Source organism: Streptomyces sp. NPDC051740, from assembly GCF_044453165.1.
Taxonomy (GTDB): domain Bacteria; phylum Actinomycetota; class Actinomycetes; order Streptomycetales; family Streptomycetaceae; genus Streptomyces; species Streptomyces atrovirens.
The window spans coordinates 21,513-41,503 of the sequence record NZ_JBITCL010000012.1 but is presented as its reverse complement, the minus strand read 5'-3'; the positions used below and the strand labels follow the sequence as shown (position 1 = coordinate 41,503).

15 protein-coding genes and 1 pseudogene are annotated in these 19,991 nt (G+C 71.6%); 8 read left to right on the top strand and 8 right to left on the bottom strand.

Annotated elements, in window-relative coordinates:
* Nucleotides 1-83 precede the first annotated feature (83 nt).
* The 8 genes from ACIA6T_RS20875 to ACIA6T_RS20840 form a co-directional block, all read right to left on the bottom strand.
* Nucleotides 84-674 carry a GTP-binding protein gene (locus ACIA6T_RS20875; protein ID WP_399447953.1) on the bottom strand — a complete coding sequence of 197 codons (591 nt, stop codon included), beginning with the start codon at nt 672-674 and terminating at the stop codon, nt 84-86.
* Nucleotides 655-1,053 (bottom strand): DUF742 domain-containing protein, encoded by a 399-nt coding sequence (locus ACIA6T_RS20870; RefSeq protein ID WP_399447952.1) that lies wholly within the window; start codon nt 1,051-1,053, stop codon nt 655-657. The genes ACIA6T_RS20875 and ACIA6T_RS20870 overlap by 20 nt, the downstream gene beginning before the upstream one ends.
* Nucleotides 1,050-1,496 (bottom strand): roadblock/LC7 domain-containing protein, encoded by a 447-nt coding sequence (locus tag ACIA6T_RS20865; protein ID WP_385051203.1) that lies wholly within the window; start codon nt 1,494-1,496, stop codon nt 1,050-1,052. Before ACIA6T_RS20865 ends, ACIA6T_RS20870 begins: the two co-directional genes overlap by 4 nt.
* The gene (locus tag ACIA6T_RS20860) at nt 1,493-3,970 is read right to left on the bottom strand and encodes a nitrate- and nitrite sensing domain-containing protein (protein WP_399447951.1); all 2,478 of its coding nucleotides are present in this window, start codon (nt 3,968-3,970) and stop codon (nt 1,493-1,495) included. The genes ACIA6T_RS20865 and ACIA6T_RS20860 overlap by 4 nt, the downstream gene beginning before the upstream one ends.
* 322 nt (nt 3,971-4,292) lie before the next feature.
* Complete coding sequence (locus ACIA6T_RS20855) at nt 4,293-4,685, bottom strand: VOC family protein (RefSeq protein ID WP_399447950.1); 393 nt, start codon at nt 4,683-4,685, stop codon at nt 4,293-4,295.
* 172 nt (nt 4,686-4,857) lie between these two features.
* Nucleotides 4,858-6,990: a cellulose binding domain-containing protein gene (locus tag ACIA6T_RS20850; RefSeq protein WP_399447949.1), complete on the bottom strand. Its 2,133-nt coding sequence runs from the start codon at nt 6,988-6,990 to the stop codon at nt 4,858-4,860.
* 894 nt (nt 6,991-7,884) lie between these two features.
* Nucleotides 7,885-8,223, bottom strand: a complete 339-nt coding sequence (locus ACIA6T_RS20845) for a hypothetical protein (RefSeq protein ID WP_399447948.1) — start codon at nt 8,221-8,223, stop codon at nt 7,885-7,887.
* Nucleotides 8,224-8,625: 402 nt separating this feature from the next.
* Nucleotides 8,626-10,518: an ABC transporter ATP-binding protein gene (locus ACIA6T_RS20840; protein WP_399447947.1), complete on the bottom strand. Its 1,893-nt coding sequence runs from the start codon at nt 10,516-10,518 to the stop codon at nt 8,626-8,628.
* Between the two features lie 867 nt (nt 10,519-11,385).
* Between ACIA6T_RS20840 and ACIA6T_RS20835 the strand changes: the two genes are divergently transcribed.
* The 8 genes and pseudogenes from ACIA6T_RS20835 to ACIA6T_RS20800 all read left to right on the top strand — a co-directional run bounded on the left by ACIA6T_RS20835 (nt 11,386) and on the right by ACIA6T_RS20800 (nt 19,873).
* Nucleotides 11,386-12,009, top strand: a complete 624-nt coding sequence (locus ACIA6T_RS20835) for a (2Fe-2S)-binding protein (RefSeq protein WP_399447946.1) — start codon at nt 11,386-11,388, stop codon at nt 12,007-12,009.
* Nucleotides 12,009-12,986, top strand: a complete 978-nt coding sequence (locus ACIA6T_RS20830; RefSeq protein ID WP_399447945.1) for an FAD binding domain-containing protein — start codon at nt 12,009-12,011, stop codon at nt 12,984-12,986. The genes ACIA6T_RS20835 and ACIA6T_RS20830 overlap by 1 nt, the downstream gene beginning before the upstream one ends.
* Nucleotides 12,987-13,052: 66 nt before the next feature.
* Nucleotides 13,053-14,198 (top strand): XdhC family protein, encoded by a 1,146-nt coding sequence (locus ACIA6T_RS20825; protein WP_399447944.1) that lies wholly within the window; start codon nt 13,053-13,055, stop codon nt 14,196-14,198.
* A 10-nt stretch (nt 14,199-14,208) separates the two neighbouring features.
* A complete protein-coding gene (locus tag ACIA6T_RS20820; RefSeq protein WP_399447943.1) occupies nt 14,209-16,470 on the top strand; it encodes a xanthine dehydrogenase family protein molybdopterin-binding subunit in 2,262 nt (753 codons plus the stop codon).
* 66 nt (nt 16,471-16,536) lie between these two features.
* Nucleotides 16,537-16,815 (top strand): molybdopterin cofactor-binding domain-containing protein, encoded by a 279-nt coding sequence (locus ACIA6T_RS20815; protein WP_399447942.1) that lies wholly within the window; start codon nt 16,537-16,539, stop codon nt 16,813-16,815.
* Nucleotides 16,816-16,844: 29 nt separating this feature from the next.
* Nucleotides 16,845-17,667, top strand: a pseudogene (locus ACIA6T_RS20810) (IS5 family transposase).
* 165 nt (nt 17,668-17,832) lie between these two features.
* Nucleotides 17,833-18,777, top strand: a complete 945-nt coding sequence (locus ACIA6T_RS20805) for an SDR family oxidoreductase (protein WP_399447941.1) — start codon at nt 17,833-17,835, stop codon at nt 18,775-18,777.
* Between the two features lie 250 nt (nt 18,778-19,027).
* A complete protein-coding gene (locus ACIA6T_RS20800) occupies nt 19,028-19,873 on the top strand; it encodes a helix-turn-helix transcriptional regulator (RefSeq protein WP_399447940.1) in 846 nt (281 codons plus the stop codon).
* Nucleotides 19,874-19,991: the final 118 nt, after the last annotated feature.

Sequence of the window (19,991 nt, the reverse complement as noted above, 5' to 3'; positions counted from 1 at the left end):
CGCCCCCGTGTTCACCACACGGCCTCCGCGGTCGGCCACGTCCGCGTCGGCGGGTGAGCGGGGTGGCGACCGCGCTCCGGGGATCACATGGCCGGCTGGGGCGCGGAGCGGCGGGCCATGAGGTGTTCGATCAGGGTGAGCAGGACATCCCTGCCGTCGGTCCGCTCGCGTGCGTCGCACATCACCAGGGGGACCTGCGGGTCCAGGTCCAGGGCGGTGCGGACTTCCTGGGGTGTGCGGTCGCGGACGTTGTGGAAGCAGTTGACCGCGACGACGAACGGGACACCGCGGCTTTCGAAGAAGTCGATGGAGGCGAAGCTGACCTCCAGGCGGCGGGTGTCGACCAGTACCACTGCTCCCAGGGCTCCGAGCACCAGGTCGTTCCACATGAACCAGAAGCGTTCCTGGCCGGGGGTGCCGAACAGGTAGACCACCAGTTCGTCGCTGACGGTGATGCGCCCGAAGTCCAGGGCGACGGTGGTGGTGGTCTTGGCGTCGATGCCGACCAGGTCGTCCACGCCGACGCTGGCCCGGGTCAGGTATTCCTCGGTGTGCAGGGGGGCGACCTCGCTGACCGCGCCGACCAGGGTGGTCTTGCCCACGCCGAAGCCGCCGGCGATCAGGATCTTCACGGCCTGGGCCGTCTGTGCCGGATCAGAGCCCGCGGAGCCCATCTCTCACCGCCTCAAGGATCGTCATGTCGGGGAGGGTGCCGTTGTGCGCGAAGGCCAGGGGTGGCCGGGCCCGTACCCGGCCGGCGTCGATCAGGTCGCCGATGAGGATCTTGGTCACCGACACCGGCAGGTCCAGCTCGGCGGCGATCTCGGCCACCGCGACGGGCCTGCGCGCGCACAGGCGCAGGACGGTGCGGTGCTCGGGCTGCAGTGCGGGCCGGGCGGCCGCGGTGTCCGTACCGGACGTGGTCCGTACCGTGATCAGGGTGATCAGGGTCAGGTCGTCACGGCCGGCGGTGGTGCGGCCGCCGGTGATGGTGTAGGGGCGGACCAGCGGTTCGTCCGCGTCGTCCTCCAGGTCCTCCGTCCAGTGCCTCACTCGCCGGCCCCGGGACCGGCGGGCGGGGACGGGTCGGACCCCGGGGTGCGTTCGTCGGTGCCCAGCTTCTGGCCCACCTGCTGGACCAGGGTGTGCATGGCGACCGCCATCACTTCGGCGTCGACCTCCTGGGAGGCGACCACGGCCAGGTGGGTGCCCCGGCCGGCCGCGGTGACGAACAGCCACAGGTCGGCCATCTCGACGATGACCTGGTGGACCGGACCACCCTGGAAGAGCTGTCCGACGCCACGGGCCAGGCTCTGCTGACCGGTGGCGATCGCGGCCAGGCGCTCGGCGTCGGAGCGTTCGACGGTCTTCGAGCGGCTGATCACCAGACCGTCGTCGGACAGCACGATGGCATGCCGGGTACCGGCGACCTGGTCGACCAGTCCGTCGAGGAGCCAGTCCAGGTCTGCGTCGGTGGCGGTGGTTCGCTGAGTCATCCTCGGTCTTCCCTCGTGGGCGGTTCGGACTGGTCGGTGCCGGGCGCGGACGGCCGCGCGCCGGCGGCACGGTTCTTGCGGGACTGCCGCTGGAAGGCGCCGATGGTGGCGCCGGAGCGGGCCGGGGCACTGGACGGGGCCTGGGAGGCCGGGGGGTCCTGCGGAGCCGGCGCGCGCAGCTCGGCCACCAGGCTGGCCTGACGCGTCCGGCGGGGCAGGGGCGCGGGCCCGGTCTGCGGGACCGGCGGACCGGCGGGGACCGGCGACGCGGGGACCGGCGACGCGGGGACCGGCGACGCGGGGGCCGGCGACGGTGCGGTGACGTCGGCCATCGCCTGTCCCCGCGACCGTACCGGCAGGTCGGCCGAGCCGTCCGAGCCGTCCGAGCCGTCCGCGGGACGGGGACCGGCATGCCGGCGCGGCGGGGGGAAGGGGGTGCCGGCGTCCTCCGGTGACGGGCGGTCGGCCGCGTCCGGCACCGATCGGGGCCGCTCGGCCACGAGGTCCTGCGGGACGAGGACGATGACGCGGGTGCCACCGAACGCCGAGGGCCGCAGCTCCACCTGCAGGCCCAGGCCCGCCGACAGGCGGGCCACCACGTACAGGCCCAGGCGCACGTCGTCGGCGCGGGTCATCACGTCCATCTGCGGGGGCGCCTGCATCAGGGCGTTGACGGCCTCGTACTGCTCGGCCTCCATGCCCAGTCCGCGGTCCTCTATCTCCACCGCGACACCCCGGCTGACCGGTGCCGCCTTGATCTCGACCGGAGCCGGCGGCTTGGAGAACGCGGTCGCGTTCTCCATCAGCTCGGCCAGGATGTGGATCAGCGGCCCCACCGCCCGCTCGGAGATCCACGGCCGGCCCTCGACGTCGATCTCGACGCGCCGGTAGTCCTGGACCTCGCCCTGCGCGGCGCGCAGGACGTCCAGCAGCGGCACCGGCTTGCGCCAGCGGCGCCGGGGCTGGCCGCCCGCGAGGATCACCAGGTTCTCCTCGTAGCGGCGCAGCCGGGCGGTGAGGTGGTCCAGGTCGAACAGGCCTTCCAGCAGTTGCGGGTCCTCGTGCCGGCGCTCCAGCTCGTCCAGCTTCTTCAGCTGCAGGCCGATCAGGAGCTGGGTGCGGCGCGCGATGCGCTGCAACAGCCGCTCGAAGCCGCGGTGCTGCTCCGCCTGGCGCACCGCGGTGTGCACCGCGGTGCGGCTGGCCAGGTTCAGCGCCCGGCTCAGCTCGCCGAACTCGTCCGAGGCCGGGGACAGTTCCGGGACCTCGGCGTCCACGTCCACGTCCTCGCCCTGTTCGAGCCGGGTCACCACCTGCGGCAGCCGCTGCTCCAGGTCCTGCGCCTGACCGTGTACGGCGAGGACGCGCCGGCGCAGGACCGTGGTCAGCCGCCAGGTCATCAGCACGACCAGGACGACGGCGATCAGGCCCAGGGCGGCGACGGAGTACAGGTACAGCTTCAGCTCTCGCACGGCGACGGCACCGGCGGCGTTGGAGACCTCGCTGTGCACTCCGATGAGTTCCTCGAGACGGGCGATCGAGGCGTCCGCCGCGGCCCGCCACTCCTTGGCGCGGGCCGGGGACAGCGCGACGCCCTCACCGTCGGAGGCCTGCAGCCGCTCCTCCAGCTCGACCCGCGTCCGCCATTCCCCGCTCTTGGTCATCGCCGTGTAGAGCCGGCTCTCCTCGGTGTTCAGGTTCGGCGCCACACGTGACTTGAGCAGGTACTCGTGGGTGCCGACGGCGTCGGTGACCAGGTCGTAGTCCTCGTCGGACAGCCGGCCCGAGGGCCAGCTCCGAGCCAGCACCGCGTCCTCGCGGTTGATCATGTCCACGGCCCCGTTCAGGTCGAACAGGACCTGCGACAGGCCGGTCACCTCGCCGTTGGCGCCGCGGGAGATCGCCGCGAAGACCTCGGTGCCGGCCGCGATGACCTCGGTGTAGTAGGCGAACGCCCGCTCCTCGTCGGAGGTCCCGGCGTCCACCGCGCGGCGTTCCTGCGCGAGCCGGTCGGTCACCCGCACGGTCCGGGAGATCGCGGCGGCCAGGCCCTGCTGGCCGTCGCTGGTGTCCGCGGAGGTCAGCGGCTCGAAGCCGCGCAGGGCGCGGTCGGTGGCCGTGCGCTGCCGGATCAGGGCGGTCCGGGACGCCTCGGGCGCGGCCAGCGCCTCCTGGGTCAGCCGCCGCTCCCGCTGCAGGGCGTTGAACAGGGCCGCGTTGCGCGGGCCCACGGTCGTCTTCAGGTCGTGCTGGGCGGCCTGCACCCGGTACTCGTTGCCCAGTTCGTACGTGGCCAGGCCCCACAGCGCGACCAGCGCCACGCTCGGTACGAGCAGCAGCACCAGCAGCACCGTGCGCAGCGGCAGACGTCGTTCGCCGGCCGCCCACGGCTGCTCGTCCGTCGCGCCCTTCCGTCGACGGCCGGCCCGCGCGCTGTTCCTTCCGCGCCGCCCGTCCCTGTTCGATCCGCTCACCCGCAGGACACTCTCCTCGTCACTGGTCAGCCGCACCTGTGACGAGAACGCGCCAGACAGTAGCGGTTGGTGGCCTGATATTAGCCATACAGCGCGCGAAGGCCGAAAACGCATTCGACAGTGCACGGGGACGCGGCCCGCCGGAACGGACCTGTCACCCCGTGACAGAACACCCGATTCCGTGTTTCCGTCACAACGGCCGACCGCCCCGCAGGCGCCGTCGGACCGTCCACGCCGGTCCGACAGCAGCGGGAGGGACGGGTGATCCCTGGCCGAAGGGAAGCGGCGGACGGTCCGTGCCGTACCGCTCGACGGCCCTCGGTCAGTTCTCCTGGAGCACGGCGAGGACGTTCCCGGCCGGGTCGGTGAACCACGCGATCGCCGCGGGGCCGTCGCCGCCGACCCGGACGACGCCCTTCTCGTCGTGGTCGAATTCCGCGTAGCGCTCCAGGGTGACGCCGCGCCGCTCCAGTTCGGCGACGGCGGCCACGATGTCGTCGACGGGGAAGTTGAGGATCGTGAACGTCGCGGGGGTGTGCGTCTCCTTCGGGTAGACGAAGACCCGCGCACCGCTGCCGAGCGTGAGAGCCAGCACCCGCATGTCCCCCTGCCCGGTCTCCTCCACCTGGAGACCCAGGGTCTCGCCGTAGAACCGGCGGGCCTCGCCGAGGTCGTCGACCGAGAAACCGCTGAACGCCTGCGCCTGACCGAACATGCTCCGTGTCTCCTCCGTGGGTGGACCCTCCCGCACGTCTCAGGCCACACCATGCGCGCCGGGCGCGCCACGCGGGTGGCGGCCGGATGGCCGTGCGCTCCCGACCCCCTGCGAGGAGACCGGCCCGCCCGGGAGCAGGTCACCCTGCCACCGGTCCCGGGCGGGCCCGGCGTCAGCCGCCCGAGCAGACGGCGCCGTTGAGGCGGAAGACCGTCGGCTGCGGGTTGGGCCCGTCGTTGGCGCCGACGAAGCCGAACGAGGCCGTCGACCCGCCGTCCGGGGCCAGCACCCCGGCACCCTCGGGAGCCGTCACCCGTACATGCGCGCCCGTCTGGTGGAACGTGGCGTTCCAGCCGGAGGACACCGACTGGCGGTCGGTCGGCCAGTCCCAGTCCACGGTCCAGCCGGTGATCGGGGTGTCCGAGAGGTTCCGCACGGTGACCGTGGCCACGAAGCCGTTGCCCCAGCTCGTGTCGCGGTGGTAGGTCACCGCGCAGGGGGCGTCCGGCGGAGTGCCGGTGGTGAAGGTCAGCGGAGTGGACGGGGCGGAGAGCCGGCCCGAGGCGTCGGCCGCCAGCACGTTGACCGTGTGGGCGCTGCCCGGGGGCAGGTTCCGCAGGGTCACGGACGTGCCGGTGGTCTCGCCCACCACGTAGGTGTGCGCGCCGTCGCGCTCCTGGACCAGGTAGCGGGTGGCGCCCGCCGCGCCCTCCCAGGACAGGCTCGCGGTGGTGTCGGTCACCGCTTCCAGCCGCGGCGTCCCCGGGGCCCCGGCGTCGGACGCCCCCGGCCCGGTGCCGGGCTGCGGGGTGAGGGTGAGCGTGAGCATTCCGTACGGCGGCACGGTGATCCGGGAGGCGGACGCCGTACCGTCGGTGACGTCGGTGATGTCGCTGTCGCCGCGCGCGTAACGGCTGACCTCGGGTGCGGCGGCGGACGGGGTGAATCCCTCGTAGTCGAGGGCCACGGTCCGTGCGGCGTCCGGGTCCTTGTTGATGAGCAGGACGCCCAGCCGTCCGTCGCGACGGTGCACGGCGTGGACGGAGACGTCCTGCGCGGAGGACTCGGCGGCGACCAGGGTGTCGCCGGCCGTGCCCAGTTCACTGGTCATCTTCATGCCGTAGTAGGGGTGGAACGGTGTGTTGGGTGCCGGCTCGCAGACGTCACCGGTGCAGGCGCCGCTGGAGAGCATCCCCATGTCGCCGTAGTCCGTCTCGCCGTCGACGGTGGTGATCCGCCCCGCGCCGTTGTGGGTGTTCCACCAGTCGACGGTGAAGACACCGTTCTCCAGGGCCGTCATATACGCGTCCGCGGCGAACAGGCCGTTGGGCCGGGCGGTGAGCATGGCGCCGCCGGTGTTGGTGTTGATCTCGGTGAGGGCGATGCCGATGCGCGGTGAGTCGGCGCCCGCGTACCGGTCGAGCTGGCCGCGGACCTCGCGCAGTTCGCCGGGCAGCCTGGTCAGCCTCGCCATGGCGTCCTCGGCGGTGGTGTCGGCACCGCCCGCGTACCAGTGGACGCTCACGAAGTCGATGACGTCGGTGACTTCGGAGAGCACGGTGTGGTTCCAGTCGCCCGGATCGCCCTCGCCCACGATGCCGTCCGGCCACTCGCCCGGGGTGGTGAGGACCGCGCCGATCCTGACGGTGGGGTCGACGGCCCTCATGGCCTCGGCGTAGGCGCGGACCTGACGGGCGTACTCCCGGGGGCTCTTGTCCTCGTGCTCGTCGTGCTCCCAGCCGCTGCCGTAGTGGCCGTTGCCGTAGATCTCGTTGCCGATCTCCCAGTACTTCGCGTCGTAGTCCTTGGTGACGTTGGCGTACCGGACCCAGCCGGCCGCCTCCTCGGGCGTGCCGGAGCCGTAGTTGGCGATCAGGACCGGCTGGGCGCCGGTGGCGCGGACGGTGCCCATGAAGGCGTCGAAGCCGGTGCCGGGGGCGACGTATCCGCCGGGCGCCGTGTGCGTCTCCCAGTGGTAGATGTCCGCGTACGAGCCGCCGGGGTAGCGCATCGCCCCGACGTCGGCCGCCTTCATCAGGTCGGCGACCTCGGGATCGTTCATGTGCGAGTCCCAGATGGCCGTGTTGACCCCGCGCGCGGTGTCGGACATGCGGCCCAGCGACGCCTGCGTGTTGACCCGGACGTCGACGTCCGCGGCGGAGGTCCCGGGCGCGGCGGCCGACGCGGCACCGGCGGTGTTCAGCGGGGACAGCAGGGCGAGCGCGGCGGTCAGGGCGGCGGCAGCGCGTACGAGGTGACGGGTGCCGGTACCGGCCGGCCGGCCGGATCTCTGCGGTAAGGACATGGGGGATCCTCCCTCGGGGCCCGGCGGCACGGACGGGGCGGCGTGTGCCGGACCGTGCGGCCGGACAGGCGGAGTGCCGGTGCGGCAGCAGGACGTTCCGCGCCGGTGGCACAGGAAACGGTGCGTGGATGCGGTGCGGTCGTGCACGGGCGGCGCGCGGCGGATCACGCTGGTGGGAGCGCTCCCATGATGGGAGTGGTGTGACATCCTGTCAACAGGAGTGCGGACTCCGGGGACATCGGCGCGGCCGTCCGCCAGGAGGAGAGCCTCGGGGACACGGGCCGGCGCGAGACGGCGGGGCATCCGCCCTGCCGGACGTGTCCGGCGTCCTGGCGGATCTGAAGGGCCTTGACGGGGTCGACGACCGTGGCGGCGACGCGGAACCGGCTGTCGGGTGCGGACCGGATCCCGGCCGGCAGGCCCTCGGCGGTCTTCGCCTCGACGGCCGTCCCGGCACAGGGCGCGGCGACGGGACCCGCTCGCCGCCGGACGCGTACGGCGTGGGCAGAACGGCCTCACCGGGCTCCAGGTCCCGTACCGCGAGGGTCGTCACGTTCGTCGACGGACGCGAGGCACGACTGGGACACGCGGCGCCGAACACGGCGGCGCGGCCACCGTCGGGGTTGATCGGCGCGGTGCCGCGGGAGGTGCGGACCGGCGGGTCCGGCTCGTACTCCAGTCCGCCGAGCGCCACGGCGGACGCGGCCCCGCCGGGAGCCGTCGGGCCGACCACCGGGTCGCCGTCGACCGGACGCGGCGCACGGTCCCTGGACGCCGCACCGCACCCTGTGAGCGTCCGGTCGGCCTTCTGGTCGGTCGGCCTTCTGGCCGGTCGACCCGAGGAGGTACCCGAAGATACCGTTCAGCCCTCCCTGGCCAGCGACTTGACGCCGTTCAGTCCTCGGTGACGTCTATGGGGTGATCGCCGCATCCCTCGAAGACGCTCGGGGCTCCGTGAGTGATCACGAGCACGTAGGAGGTGGGGACGAGGGCGCAGTCCTGCTCTCTCCACTGCGCGGCGAAGACGGTCCAGACGGCGAGCAGGACCACGACGATGACGGACGGCACGCTCCGTGTCGTGTGCCATCTGCCGTCACCGTCCTCCACATGGCGACGGTCGGGCCCTCCGGGGCGGGCCGGCCCGCCGGGGCCGCCTGCCGGCGGTTCGCTCCAGGCCTTCGAACGTTGCCAGGGGCGCCCGCCCTCGGGCTCCCCCATGTCGTCCGTTTTCATCGCGTCGGTTTCCTCCTTCGCCCGGTACGGGTGCATGCGCCATCCGCAACGCCTCTTCCGCTGCGGCGGGGACGCCGTCGGTGATCAGCGGATCACGCCGCCACATGGTTGAAGTCGGGGCCCACGAAGAGCCGTTCGTTCTCATGCCGCCGGCACCCCCCTGCCCTGCTCGTCCTCATGCCGTCGGTGCCCCCTGCCCTGCTCGTCGCCTCCGCTTGCCGGACACCACGTGCCGTCCGGCACCGGGCAGGCACGAGCTCACTCGGGTGTCACCGCTTCACTGTGCCAAGCACGGACGATTCAGTCCTCGGCGGGGAGTGCAGCCATCCTTGTCATGGAGTGCAGCCCTGATCTCGCCGGCGTGACACCACCGGCGGTCAAGGACGGCCGGAAACCCACTCGTCATGTGGACCCGGTGCTCGTACGAACGTGCGACGACGTCCTGTGGTCCCCGTCGAGCACCGGGTGTCCGGGGACGGGCTCGGCGCTCTCGGCGCTCTCTGCGCTCTCGCCGAGGAAGCCGCCCGACTGGTGCCGCCACAGCTTGGCGTAGGCGCCGTTCGTCGCGAGCAGCTCCTTGTGGGTGCCCTGTTCGACGACGCTTCCGCGGTCGAGGACGACGAGACGGTCCATGCCGGCGACGGTGCTCAGACGGTGGGCGACCACGAGGGCCGTACGTCCGTCCATCAGCCGCCACAAGGCGTCCTGGACGAGGAGTTCGCTCTCCGAGTCCAGCGCGCTGGTCGCCTCGTCGAGCAGCAGGACCGGGGCGTCGCGGAGGACGGCCCTGGCGAGGGCGACGCGCTGACGCTGACCGCCCGAGAGTTTCACTCCCCTCTCCCCCACCAAGGTGGCGAAGCCGTCCGGGAGTTGGTCGGCGAACTCCGTGACGTGTGCGGCCACGGCCGCCGCGTGGATCTCCTCGTCGGTGGCGCCGGGCCGGGCGAAGGCGATGTTGTCCCGCAGACTGCGGTGGAACATCGCGGGTTCCTGCGGGACGTAGGCGATCAGTGAGCGCAGGTCGGCCTGGCGCAGCCGGCTGATGTCCTGACCGCCGATCAGGACGCGTCCGCCGTCGATGTCCGACATCCGCAGCAGGAGCCGGGTGAGTGTGGTCTTGCCGCCGCCGGACCTGCCGACCAGGCCGATCCGTGCGCCTGCGGGCACGTCCAGGTCGAGGCCCTGGAAGATCGGCTTCGCACCGGTGTGGGCGAACGTCACCGCCTCGAAGCGGATACCGGTGTCCCGCGGTGCGAGCGGTTCGGGTTCCGTCGGGTCGAGCACGGTGGGCGGGTCCAGCAGCAGCTCCGTGAACTGTGCGGCCTCGGTCATCGAGCTTTCCAGACGCCGGTAGATCTGGTTGAACTCGAACATGATCTGGGTCGCGTTGGAGTAGTAGGTGAAAGCGACGACGATCTCCTCCACTCCCTGTCCCGGGCCGCCGAAGGCGACGGCGACCAACAGGCCGAGCACGTTGGTCAGCACGGACATGGGGGCGACCAGGACGTCGACGCGCAGATTGCCGTAGTCCCACGACCTCAGCGTCAGGCGCCGGGAGTCCGCGACACGACTGCGGTGCTCCTGGGCCTCCCGCCGCTCGGCCGCGAACGCCCGGATGGTCTCCATGTTCATGAGGCTGTCGGCGACATGACCGGAGACCCGGGCGATCGCCGCCTCACGGTCGTTGACGAGCCGCTGCCGGCGCCGGATCAGAGGTGTCGCGGCCACCACGGTCAGCGCGATCATCACCAGGAGGCCGGCGACGAGCATCGGTTCGTAGCTCCACAGCACCACGGCACCGAACACCAGGGGGACGAGGCTGCCCACGATCCGGTACGTCACCGTGTCGACGAAGTCCTCGAAGCGCTTGCCGAAGCTCAACACCCGTTTGGTCAGGGAGCCGGCGAAGTTGTCGTGGAAGAACGCCGCGTCCTGGGCGAGGAGTTCGTCCATGCCGCTCACGTACAGGTGCTCCATGCCAAAGGCGTCCACACGGTTCAGGCAGTGCTGCCCGATCCGCCACACGGTCTCGGCGAGCAGCAGCACCGCGCCGAAGCCCAGCACGTACGGCAGTGCCGAGGCGAGGGTGAGACCACCGTCGTCGGCGGCCTGCCCCGCCAGTTTGGCGATCAGCAGGGGGGCGACGTAGCGGATGCCGATGTTGCCCACGGCCGGCAGCAGCAGCGCGGGCAGGGCCAGCAGTCGTAGTCGCAGCAGTTCCCGGCCGTAGCGGCGCAGCGCCAGAACGACCGCGCTCCTGCCCGGCGTCGGCCCTCGCGTATCTGTTGTCCCCATCACACTCCCGGAGGTTCGGAAGTCGGCAGTCTCCCGTCGGGGAAGGTCCCCGGTCCAGGCATTTAACGCGGACAGGTGATAACCGGACACCGGTGCGCTCAACGCACACAGCGGACGTATCCGCCGGTGGACTTCCGGTGGCCGGTGCGGCCGTTTCGGCTTCGAAAGGCGGACGGGGTCCGACAGCGAGAAGCGGTACGGAACGTACGGCGGCGGGACCGGGCGGGGCGGGGATCCCGCCCGGTCCCGCCCGAACCAGCACGGGAGTCAGCATGGTGGCCGCGCGCATACCCAGTCCCCGAACTATGGTGTCCCGCCATATGTGCGCCTGACCTGCGTATTTCTACGGTGTGCCGACACGTACCCGTCCCCATCGCACACGAGGAAGTGGCGCACATGGCCTCCCCAGCAACCGCTCCACCGCCCCCGCCAACCTCAAGCGCATCGTCGCCACGTCCCTCATCGGCACCACCATCGAGTGGTACGACAACCCATTCGACCGTGGCTAGGACCTGCGGTTCTCCATGATTCGGGCCCTCGAAGCCAGCACGGAACCAGCACGGGGCTCGTAGCATGCCGATTCCGTGCCGACCGACCTGCGTCGCACTTCGCTGACCTGCGATGGTCCGTTTCCACCGTCCCGACGCGCGGCGCGCCACACACGACCGATCCCCCGCATCATGCCCCGGACCCGGCTCGGTGCCCGCTCCAGCCCCATCAGCTCGACCTCATCCTGGGATCGGCAGGTCCTGGATGTCCCTGTTCCCGGTAGCCAGCCTTGGAGCAGCGCTGAACCCGGAGGCCACATGGATGGTCGCGGCGCTGCCCGTCCCCTGCCCGGACTTGCGACCAGCCAGGAGAAACTCGATGAACGAAGAGAACGATGCGGGACACGGCCGTTCGGGTGTGTCCCGGCGGAACTTCATGGGCGGCAGCCTGGCCGCCGTCGCCGTGACGCCGCTGCTGACCGGACAGGCCGAGGCGGCGGAAACCGCCTCGGCACCTACCGCGGACGGCGTGAGCCAGGTGACGGTGCGGGCCGCCGTCAACGGCAGCCCTGTCACGCTGCGGGTCGACCCGCGGGCCACCCTGCTGGACACGCTGCGCGAGCAGCTGGACCTCAAGGGCACCAAGAAAGGCTGCGACCGGGGCCAGTGCGGGGCCTGCACCGTCCACGTGGACGGCCGGCGCGTGCTGTCCTGCCTCACCCTGGCCGCCTCGGCGACCGGCCACGAGGTCACCACGATCGAGGGCCTGGCGCAGGGCGAGCGGCTGCACCCGATGCAGCAGGCGTTCATCGACCACGACGGGCTGCAGTGCGGCTTCTGCACCCCGGGGCAGATCATGTCCGCCGTCGCGATGGTCGACGACGAGGGAGGCGCACGCTCGGACGACGAGATCCGGGAGCGCATGTCGGGCAACATCTGCCGGTGCAGCGCCTACCCCCGCATCGTCGACGCGGTCCGTGACGCCCAGCGGGTGATGCGCTGATGCGGCCCTACACCTTCGCCCAGGCCCGCTCGGTACGCGAGGCCCTGCGGGATGCCGGGCCGGACACCGCGTTCCTGGCCGGCGGCACGACGCTGGTCGACCTGATGAAGCTCGAGGTGGTGAGCCCCGAACACGTCGTGGACATCAACCGGCTCCCGCTGGGCGGCATCACCCTCGACCACAAAGGACTGCACATCGGTGCGCTCGAACGGATGAGCGACGTCGCCGCCGACCCCACCGTGCGCGAGCACTACCCGATGATCGCGCAGGCGCTGGAGCTGAGTGCGTCGGCGCAGCTGCGGAACATGGCCAGCATCGGTGGCAACCTGCTGCAGCGCACCCGGTGCGGCTACTTCCGCGACGTCACCACCCCGTGCAACAAGCGCGAGCCGGGCAGCGGGTGCTCAGCCCTGGAAGGGATCAACCGCGGCCACGCGGTACTCGGCACCAGCGATGCGTGCATCGCGACCCACCCCAGCGACCTCGCCGTACCGCTGGTGGCGCTGAGCACCGTGGTACACCTGGCCTCGGCGCGGGGCACTCGCAGCGTGCCGCTGGACACCTTCTACACCCTGCCCGGCAGCACGCCCGACGTCGAGAACGTACTGCGTCCGAACGAGCTCATCACCGGCATCACCGTGCCCCGGTCCCCCTGGGCCGCGCGCTCGCTCTACGTGAAGGTCCGCGACCGGCAGTCGTACGAGTTCGCCCTCACCTCCGCCGCCGTCGCCCTTGAGCTGCGGGGCCGGACCATCACGACCGCCCGGATCGCCGCCGGCGGCGTCGGGACCCGGCCCTGGCGGCTGACGGCCGTCGAACGCGCCTTGACCAGGCGGCCCGCCACCCCCGCCACGTTCGAAGCCGCCGTCACCCGTGCGGCGGACGGCGCCCGGCCGCGGGAGCACAACGCCTTCAAGCCCGCCCTGCTGCGCCGCACCCTGGTACGGGCGCTGACCGAGCTGCGGGAGCGCCGGTGAGCGGCCGGCGTGATCCCGTCCACCCTGTCGTCGTCGAGTCAGGCGGTCCCGGATCGGGCGGCGGCCATGCTTGAGCTCGCCGCCCAGCTGCTCGGACGCACTCGCAGCCGGACCCCCTTCGCGGTGGCCACCGTCACGAGCGTGGCCGGCAGCGCTCCGCGGCAGCCCGGCTCGTCCCTGGTCGTGAACGCGGACGGCACTGTGCTGGGCAACGTGTCCGGCGGCTGCGTCGACGCCGCCGTCCACGAGGCCTGCCAGCGGATGCTGGCCGGGGACCACCGACCCCGGGCCCTGCGGTTCGGATACAGCGACGCCGACGCGCTCGGCGTCGGCCTGACCTGCGGCGGCACGATCGAGCTCCTCCTGCGCCACCACGACCCGGCCACCGAACCATGGCTCGAAACGGCCCTGGCCGACGCCGCGAGCGGCCACGCGGTGGCCGTGGCCACGATCGTGCGCGGCCCGGACACCCGCCTCGGCCGAACGATCGTCGCGCGGCCCGGGCGACCCGTCGCGGGAACACTCGGGGACGAGCTGCTCGACCAGGTCGCCGGGGCACAGACCACCGGCGCCCTGCACGCCGGGCGCACCGGCACGATCGAGCTCGGGGTGGCCGACAGCTGCTGCCGTGAGCCCATGACGCTGCTGGTGGAGACCAGCGCCCCACCCCCACGGATGCTCCTCTTCGGCGCCATCGACCACGCCGCCGCCCTCGCCCGCCTCGGCTCCTTCCTCGGCTACCGAGTGACCGTCTGCGACGCCCGGGCCACGTTCGCCACCCCGGAGCGGTTCCCGGACGCGGAGGTCGTCGTCGAGTGGCCGCACCGCTATCTCGGGTCCCAGGCCGAGGCCGGGCTGCTCGACCGACGCACCGTCGTGTGCGTGCTCACCCACGACCCCAAGTTCGACCTGCCGCTCCTGACCTCCGCCCTGCGCATGCCGGTCGCGTACGTCGGCGCCATGGGCTCCCGCCGTACCCACGAGGAGCGCCTGAACCGGCTCCGCGAGGCGGGCCTCACCAGCGACGAGCTCGACCGCCTGCACTCACCCATCGGGCTCGACCTCGGCGCCCGCACCCCGCAGGAGACCGCGCTGTCGATCGCGGCGGAGATCGTCGCCCACCGGCACGGTGGCTCGGGGGCACCCCTGAGCACCGGGGTCCCCATCCACCACGGCGTCCCGTCGTCCGGCGCGCTCGCCCACAGCATATGAAGGAGTCACGATGACCCGTTCCCCAGTCGGACGCGAGACCGGGCGCGTCGACGGCAGGCCGAAGGTCACCGGCGCGGCCGAGTACTCCGGTGACCACCGAGCCGTCGACCTCGCGCACGCCCACCTCGTCACGAGCACCGTCGCGCGAGGCACCATCACCAGGATCGACACGACGGCCGCACTGGCCTCCCCCGGTGTCCTGCGCGTGTACGCCGCGCCAGAATCCCGCCTGGGCCTGTATCCCGTCACCGGCCCGGCCGCCGGCTTCGCGGAGAACTACGTCCCCCTGCGCGACGCGGAGGTCCGTTTCCACGGTCAGGCCATCGCGCTGGTCGTCGCCGAGACTCCCGAACAGGCACGCGACGCCGCCGCGCGGGTCACCGCGACCTACGACACGCAGCCTCCGCGCACGTCCCTTGCGGACGAGCCGCACGTGCCGGCGGGCCCCACGATCAGCGGGGCGCCGAGCAGCCTCACCATCCTGGCGCCCGGCGTCGGCTCCATCGACGCCGCGCTCGCCGCCAGCGACGTCGTCGTGGAGGCCGAGTTCCACCAGCACATGCAGCACCACGTGGCGATGGAGCCCCACGCGATCCTCGCCGCCTGGAACGGCGACCGGGTGACCATCCACGCCGGCGCGCAGATTCCCGCGGCGTACGCGCTCGGGACGGCCCAACGACTCGGCGTCCTGCCGGAGAACCTCCAGCTGATCACGGAGTACGTGGGCGGCGGCTTCGGCGCCCGCGTCGTCCTGTGGAGCGACACCCCGCTCGCCGCCGCCGCGGCCCGGGAGATCGGCCGCCCGGTCCGGCTCGTGCTCACCCGCGAGCAGATGTTCACCCTGACCGGACACCGGTCCCAGCTCACCCAGAACGTCCGGCTGGGCGCCTCCCGCGACGGCGTCCTCAACGCCGTCAGCCACCAGAGCGTCTCCGAGCGGCCGACCACCCTCGCCTTCACCATGACACCGGCCCACGCCACCACGGACGCGCTCTACCGCACACCGAACCTGCACGTCGACGCGCAGCTCGCCGTCCTCGACCTGCCCGGGAGCCGGGCGATGCGCGGACCCAACGAAGCGCCGGGGGCCTTCGCCCTCGAGACGGCGATGGACGAGCTGGCCATCGCCACCGGCGTCGACCCGGTGGAGCTGCGACTGCGCAACTACGCCACCACCAGCCCTTCCAGGGGCCTGCCGTGGTCGAGCAAGCACCTCGACGAGTGCTACCACGTCGGCGCGCGGCGATTCGGCTGGTCGGCCCGCAGTGCCACGCCCCGCTCACACGTGGACGGGCACTGGCTCATCGGCACCGGTATGGCCACCGCCATCTACCCGGCGCACCGCCGACCCGCGAGCGTGCGCGTCCGGTTGCTCGACGACGACACCGCCGTGGTCTCGACCGGGATCTCGGACCTCGGCACCGGCGCGGCGACCGTGGTGGCGGTCTCCGGCGCCGACGCCCTGGGGATCCCGCTGACGCGAGTGACACCCGAGATCGGCGACACCCTGCTGCCGCAGGGCGCACCCGCCGTCGGGTCCAGCGCCACGCACGCCACCGTGCCGGCGATCGTGAACGCCGCCCGCGACGCGATCAACGAGCTCAAGCGGGTCGCCGTCACCGACGACGGGTCGCCGTGGCGCGGAGCGGACGTCGAGGACCTGCGCTACGAGCACGGGATCCTGCACGGGCAGGGCCGTTCGATGTCCTTCGGCCGCCTGCTCACCGCCATCGACTCACCAGGCATCACGGCGCTCGCCGAGTCACCCGGCGCTGTCGACCCGGGGTACGTGCACCACAGCTTCGGCGCGCACTTCTGCGAGGTGCGGGTCAACCGGTTCACCGGTGATACCCGCGTCACCCGGTTCACGACGGTCGCCGACGTCGGCCGCGTCATCAACGCCCGGGCGGCCCGGAGCCAGCTCGTCGGGGGCGTCGTCTTCGGTATCGGACACGCCCTGCTGGAGGAGAACCGGGTGGAGCCCGACACGGGGCGTCTCGCGAACAGCACCCTCGCCGATTACCTCGTGCCCGTGAACGCCGACGTCCCCGACATCGACGTGCACCTGCTCGACCGCCCCGACCCCGTCCTCACCGGGCCGCTGGGCGACGGCAGCGAGGACGTCGGAACCAGGAGCCTCGGCGCCCGCGGCCTCGGTGAGATCGGCACGGTGGGCTCGGCGGCCGCGATCGGCAACGCCGTCTACAACGCCACCGGTATCCGGGTGCGCGACGTGCCCATCACCCTCGACAAGCTGATCGACCGGCTGTAGGCCACCGCCCCGTGGAGCGGACACAGGGCCGTCATCACATCATCCCGGCGCACTCGCGTACAGCACATGAAGGAATCACTCTGCCCTCTTCCCCACGCCGCCCTCGCCGTGTGGCACGACGGGGAGGCCCCCGGAGCGTTCGCCCTGGAGACCGCGATGGACGAGCTCGCCGTCAACGTCGGTATCGACCCGCTCGAACTGCGGCTGCGCAACTACGCCAGCACCAGCCCCGCCACGGAACCACCGTGGTCGAGCAAACACCTCGACGACTGCTACCGAATCGGTGCAGAGCGCTTCAGAAGCTCCAACAGAACGAGATATTTGCACTATTCTGGGCCTATTTGAGCGGATCTGCTCTGGCCGGGAGGTGCGTGATGTCCCGTCCCAAGCCCTGGGAGATGGACGATGACCTGTGGGGCTGATCGAGCCGCTCCTGCCGAGGACCGAGCGCCGTCACGATCACCCAGGCCGCAAGCGGCTGGACGACCGCAAAGCTCTGCAGGGCATCCTGTTCGCGCTGTCCACCGACATCCAGTGGGAGCGGCTGCCGCAGGAACTGGGCTTCGGCTCGGGCATGACCTGCCGGCGTCGGCTGCGGGACTGGAACGAGGCCGGCGTCCGGCAGCACCTCCAGGCCATCCTGCCGGCCCGCCTGCGCGGCGCGGACCGAACGGACTTCTCCCGGGCCGCCATCGACTCCTCCCACGTGAGGGCCCTGCGGGGCGGCCCGAAACCGGACCGAGCCCGGTCGACCGCGCCCGGCCGGACGCGAAACACCGCCTGATCACCGACGCGCGCGAAACCCCGCTCGCGGTGGCCCGCACCGGCGGCAACGGCAACGACGTCGCCCGACCGCTCCCACTGCCCAAGGCGATTCCCGCGGGCCGTGACCGCCGAGGGCGCCCCCGGTTCAGACCGCGGCGGCTGTACGCGGACCGTGGCTGCGACCACGACCGTTACCGCCGCATGGTCCGTACCCTGGGCATCACACCGGTCATCGCCCGCCGGAGACAGGCCCATGGACCGGGCCTGGGAGCCCCTCACGGGGTGGTCGAGCGCGGACTGTCGTGGCTGCGGGGCTTCCGGCACTCGAGGATCCGTCGGGAACGTCGGGACGACATCCACGACGCGTCCCTGCAGTTGGCGGTCTGCCTCATCTTGTACCGACGCGTCCGAACACTCTGTCAGGGCCTCTGAGCCGGAAAACGCGTGATTGGTCATTCAACCGCTCCTCGACACCCGCAAGGGTCACTCCGTCCGTCCGGACCCGCGCCTTGCGTATCAGCGGATCCAGCGGCCCTGAACAGCGCCGCCGTCTTGGGCGACAGTGGAGTCGACAACACGGATCACAGGAGAGAACCCATGGCACGCAGGCACATCGACATCACCGTTCCCGACCTGACCGGTAAGCGCGCCGTCGTTACCGGAGCAAGCGATGGCATGGGACTCGGCATCGCCATGAGGCTGGCCGCGGCCGGCGCAGAGGTCCTCCTGCCCGTACGTAATCCGAGCAAGGGGCAGGCGGCGATCGCCGCGATCAGGCAGGAGGTTCCCCGAGCGAACGTGTCGCTGGGGCAGCTCGATCTGGCCTCGCTCGACTCCGTGGCAGCACTCGGCGAGAGGCTGCGCGAGGAGGGCCGGCCGATCCACATCCTCGTCAACAACGCCGGTGTGATGACCCCACCCGACCGGCAGACGACGGTCGACGATTTCGAACTCCAGTTCGGAACCAACCATCTCGGCCATTTCGCACTGGTGGCACACCTGCTGCCGCTGCTGCGTGCCGGCCATGCTCGCGTGACCTCGCAGCTCAGCGTCTCGGCGAACCGCGGCAGCATCAACTGGGAGGACCTGAACTGGGAACGCTCCTACGGCGGTATGAAGGCGTACAGCCAGTCGAAGATCGCGTTCGGGCTCTTCGGCCTGGAACTCGACCGGCGCAGCCGGGCCCACGGCTGGGGCATCACCAGTAACCTCTCCCACCCCGGCGTCGCCCCGACGAACCTGCTCGCCGCGCGCCCCGAGGTCGGACGGGACAAGGAGACCACGGGCAGGAGGCTCATCCGCGCCCTGTCTGTCGGCGGCGTCCTGCTCGGAACCGTCGAGACCGCGAAGCTCCCGGCTCTGTATGCGGCGACATCGGCCGAGGCCCGGGGTGGCCGCTTCTACGGCCCGAGCGGCCCGGGACATCTCGGCGGACCTCCTGCCGAGCAGAAGCCGTACTCCCGCCTGACCGGCACCGAGGAAGCCCAGCGCGTCTGGCGAGTGTCGCAAGAGCTCACGAAGGTCCACTTTCCCCTCGGCTGAAGCACGCTGCACCCCCTGCCCGGCGGAGTCGCGGAACTGCGGTGGGGCAGCGGGGCGCGGCTCGGCTCAGCGACCGGACCGGCCTGGACCTCGTCCGACGGTGCGTCTCGTCAAGGGGGCAACGGTCATGCCGGGCCCGGAGGCCAGCGGCCCTCCTGCGGGACCGCGAAGAAGATGACGGGGGATCAACAGGTCGTGGATACGCGGAGGGGCGGGCGGTAGAAATGGAGCAAGGCGGAAGGAGACAAGCATGGTGATCGACCGGAGCGGACTGGCGGAGTTTCTCCGGCGTCGCCGGGAGGCGCTGCAACCTGAGGACGTCGGCCTCCCTCGGGGCCGGCGCCGCAGGACGAATGGGCTGAGGCGAGAGGAGGTTGCCGCGCTCTGCCACATGTCAACCGACTACTACGCGCGGATGGAACGGGAGCGCGGTCCCCAGCCGTCCGAGCAGATGATCGCTTCCATCGCGCAAGGGCTGCACCTCTCGCTCGATGAGCGTGACCATCTGTTCAGGCTCGCAGGACACAACCCACCCGCGCGGGGCGCGGCCGGCGAGCACATCAGCCCCGGCATGCTGCGCATCTTCGACCGGCTGCACGACACTCCCGCGGAGATCGTCACCGAGCTCGGCGAGACGCTGCGACAGACCGAACTCAGCGTCGCTCTCACCGGCGACCTCACCGCCTACAGCGGCCCGGCGCGGAGCCTCGGCTATCGGTGGTTCACCGATCCCGACACCAGAAGGCTCTACGCCTCCGACGAACATCATTTCCTCACCCGCCTCTTCGTCGCAGGTCTGCGTGGGGTGGTTACTCTGCGGGGTCCCGATTCCAGGGCGGCGCACCTCACGGACCGGCTCCTGGCGGAGAGCGACGAATTCCGAGAGGTATGGAACGACCATGAGGTCGGCGTCCAACCCCGCGAGGTGAAGCACTTCGTTCATCCCGATCTCGGAGCAATGGAGTTGACCTGCCAGACCCTGGTCGATCCAAGGCAGTCACATCTGCTCATGGTCTACACCGCCATTCCCGGCAGCGAGAGTTACGAAAAACTGCAGATGCTGTCCGTCATAGGCGCGCAAACGCTTCGCCAGTAGGACTCCGTTACCGAGGTGGGGGGGGGGGGGGGGGGGGGGGGGGGGGGGGGGGGGGGGGGGGGGGGGGGGGGGGGGGGGGCGGGGGGGGGGCGGGGGGGGGGGGGGGGGGAGGGACGCG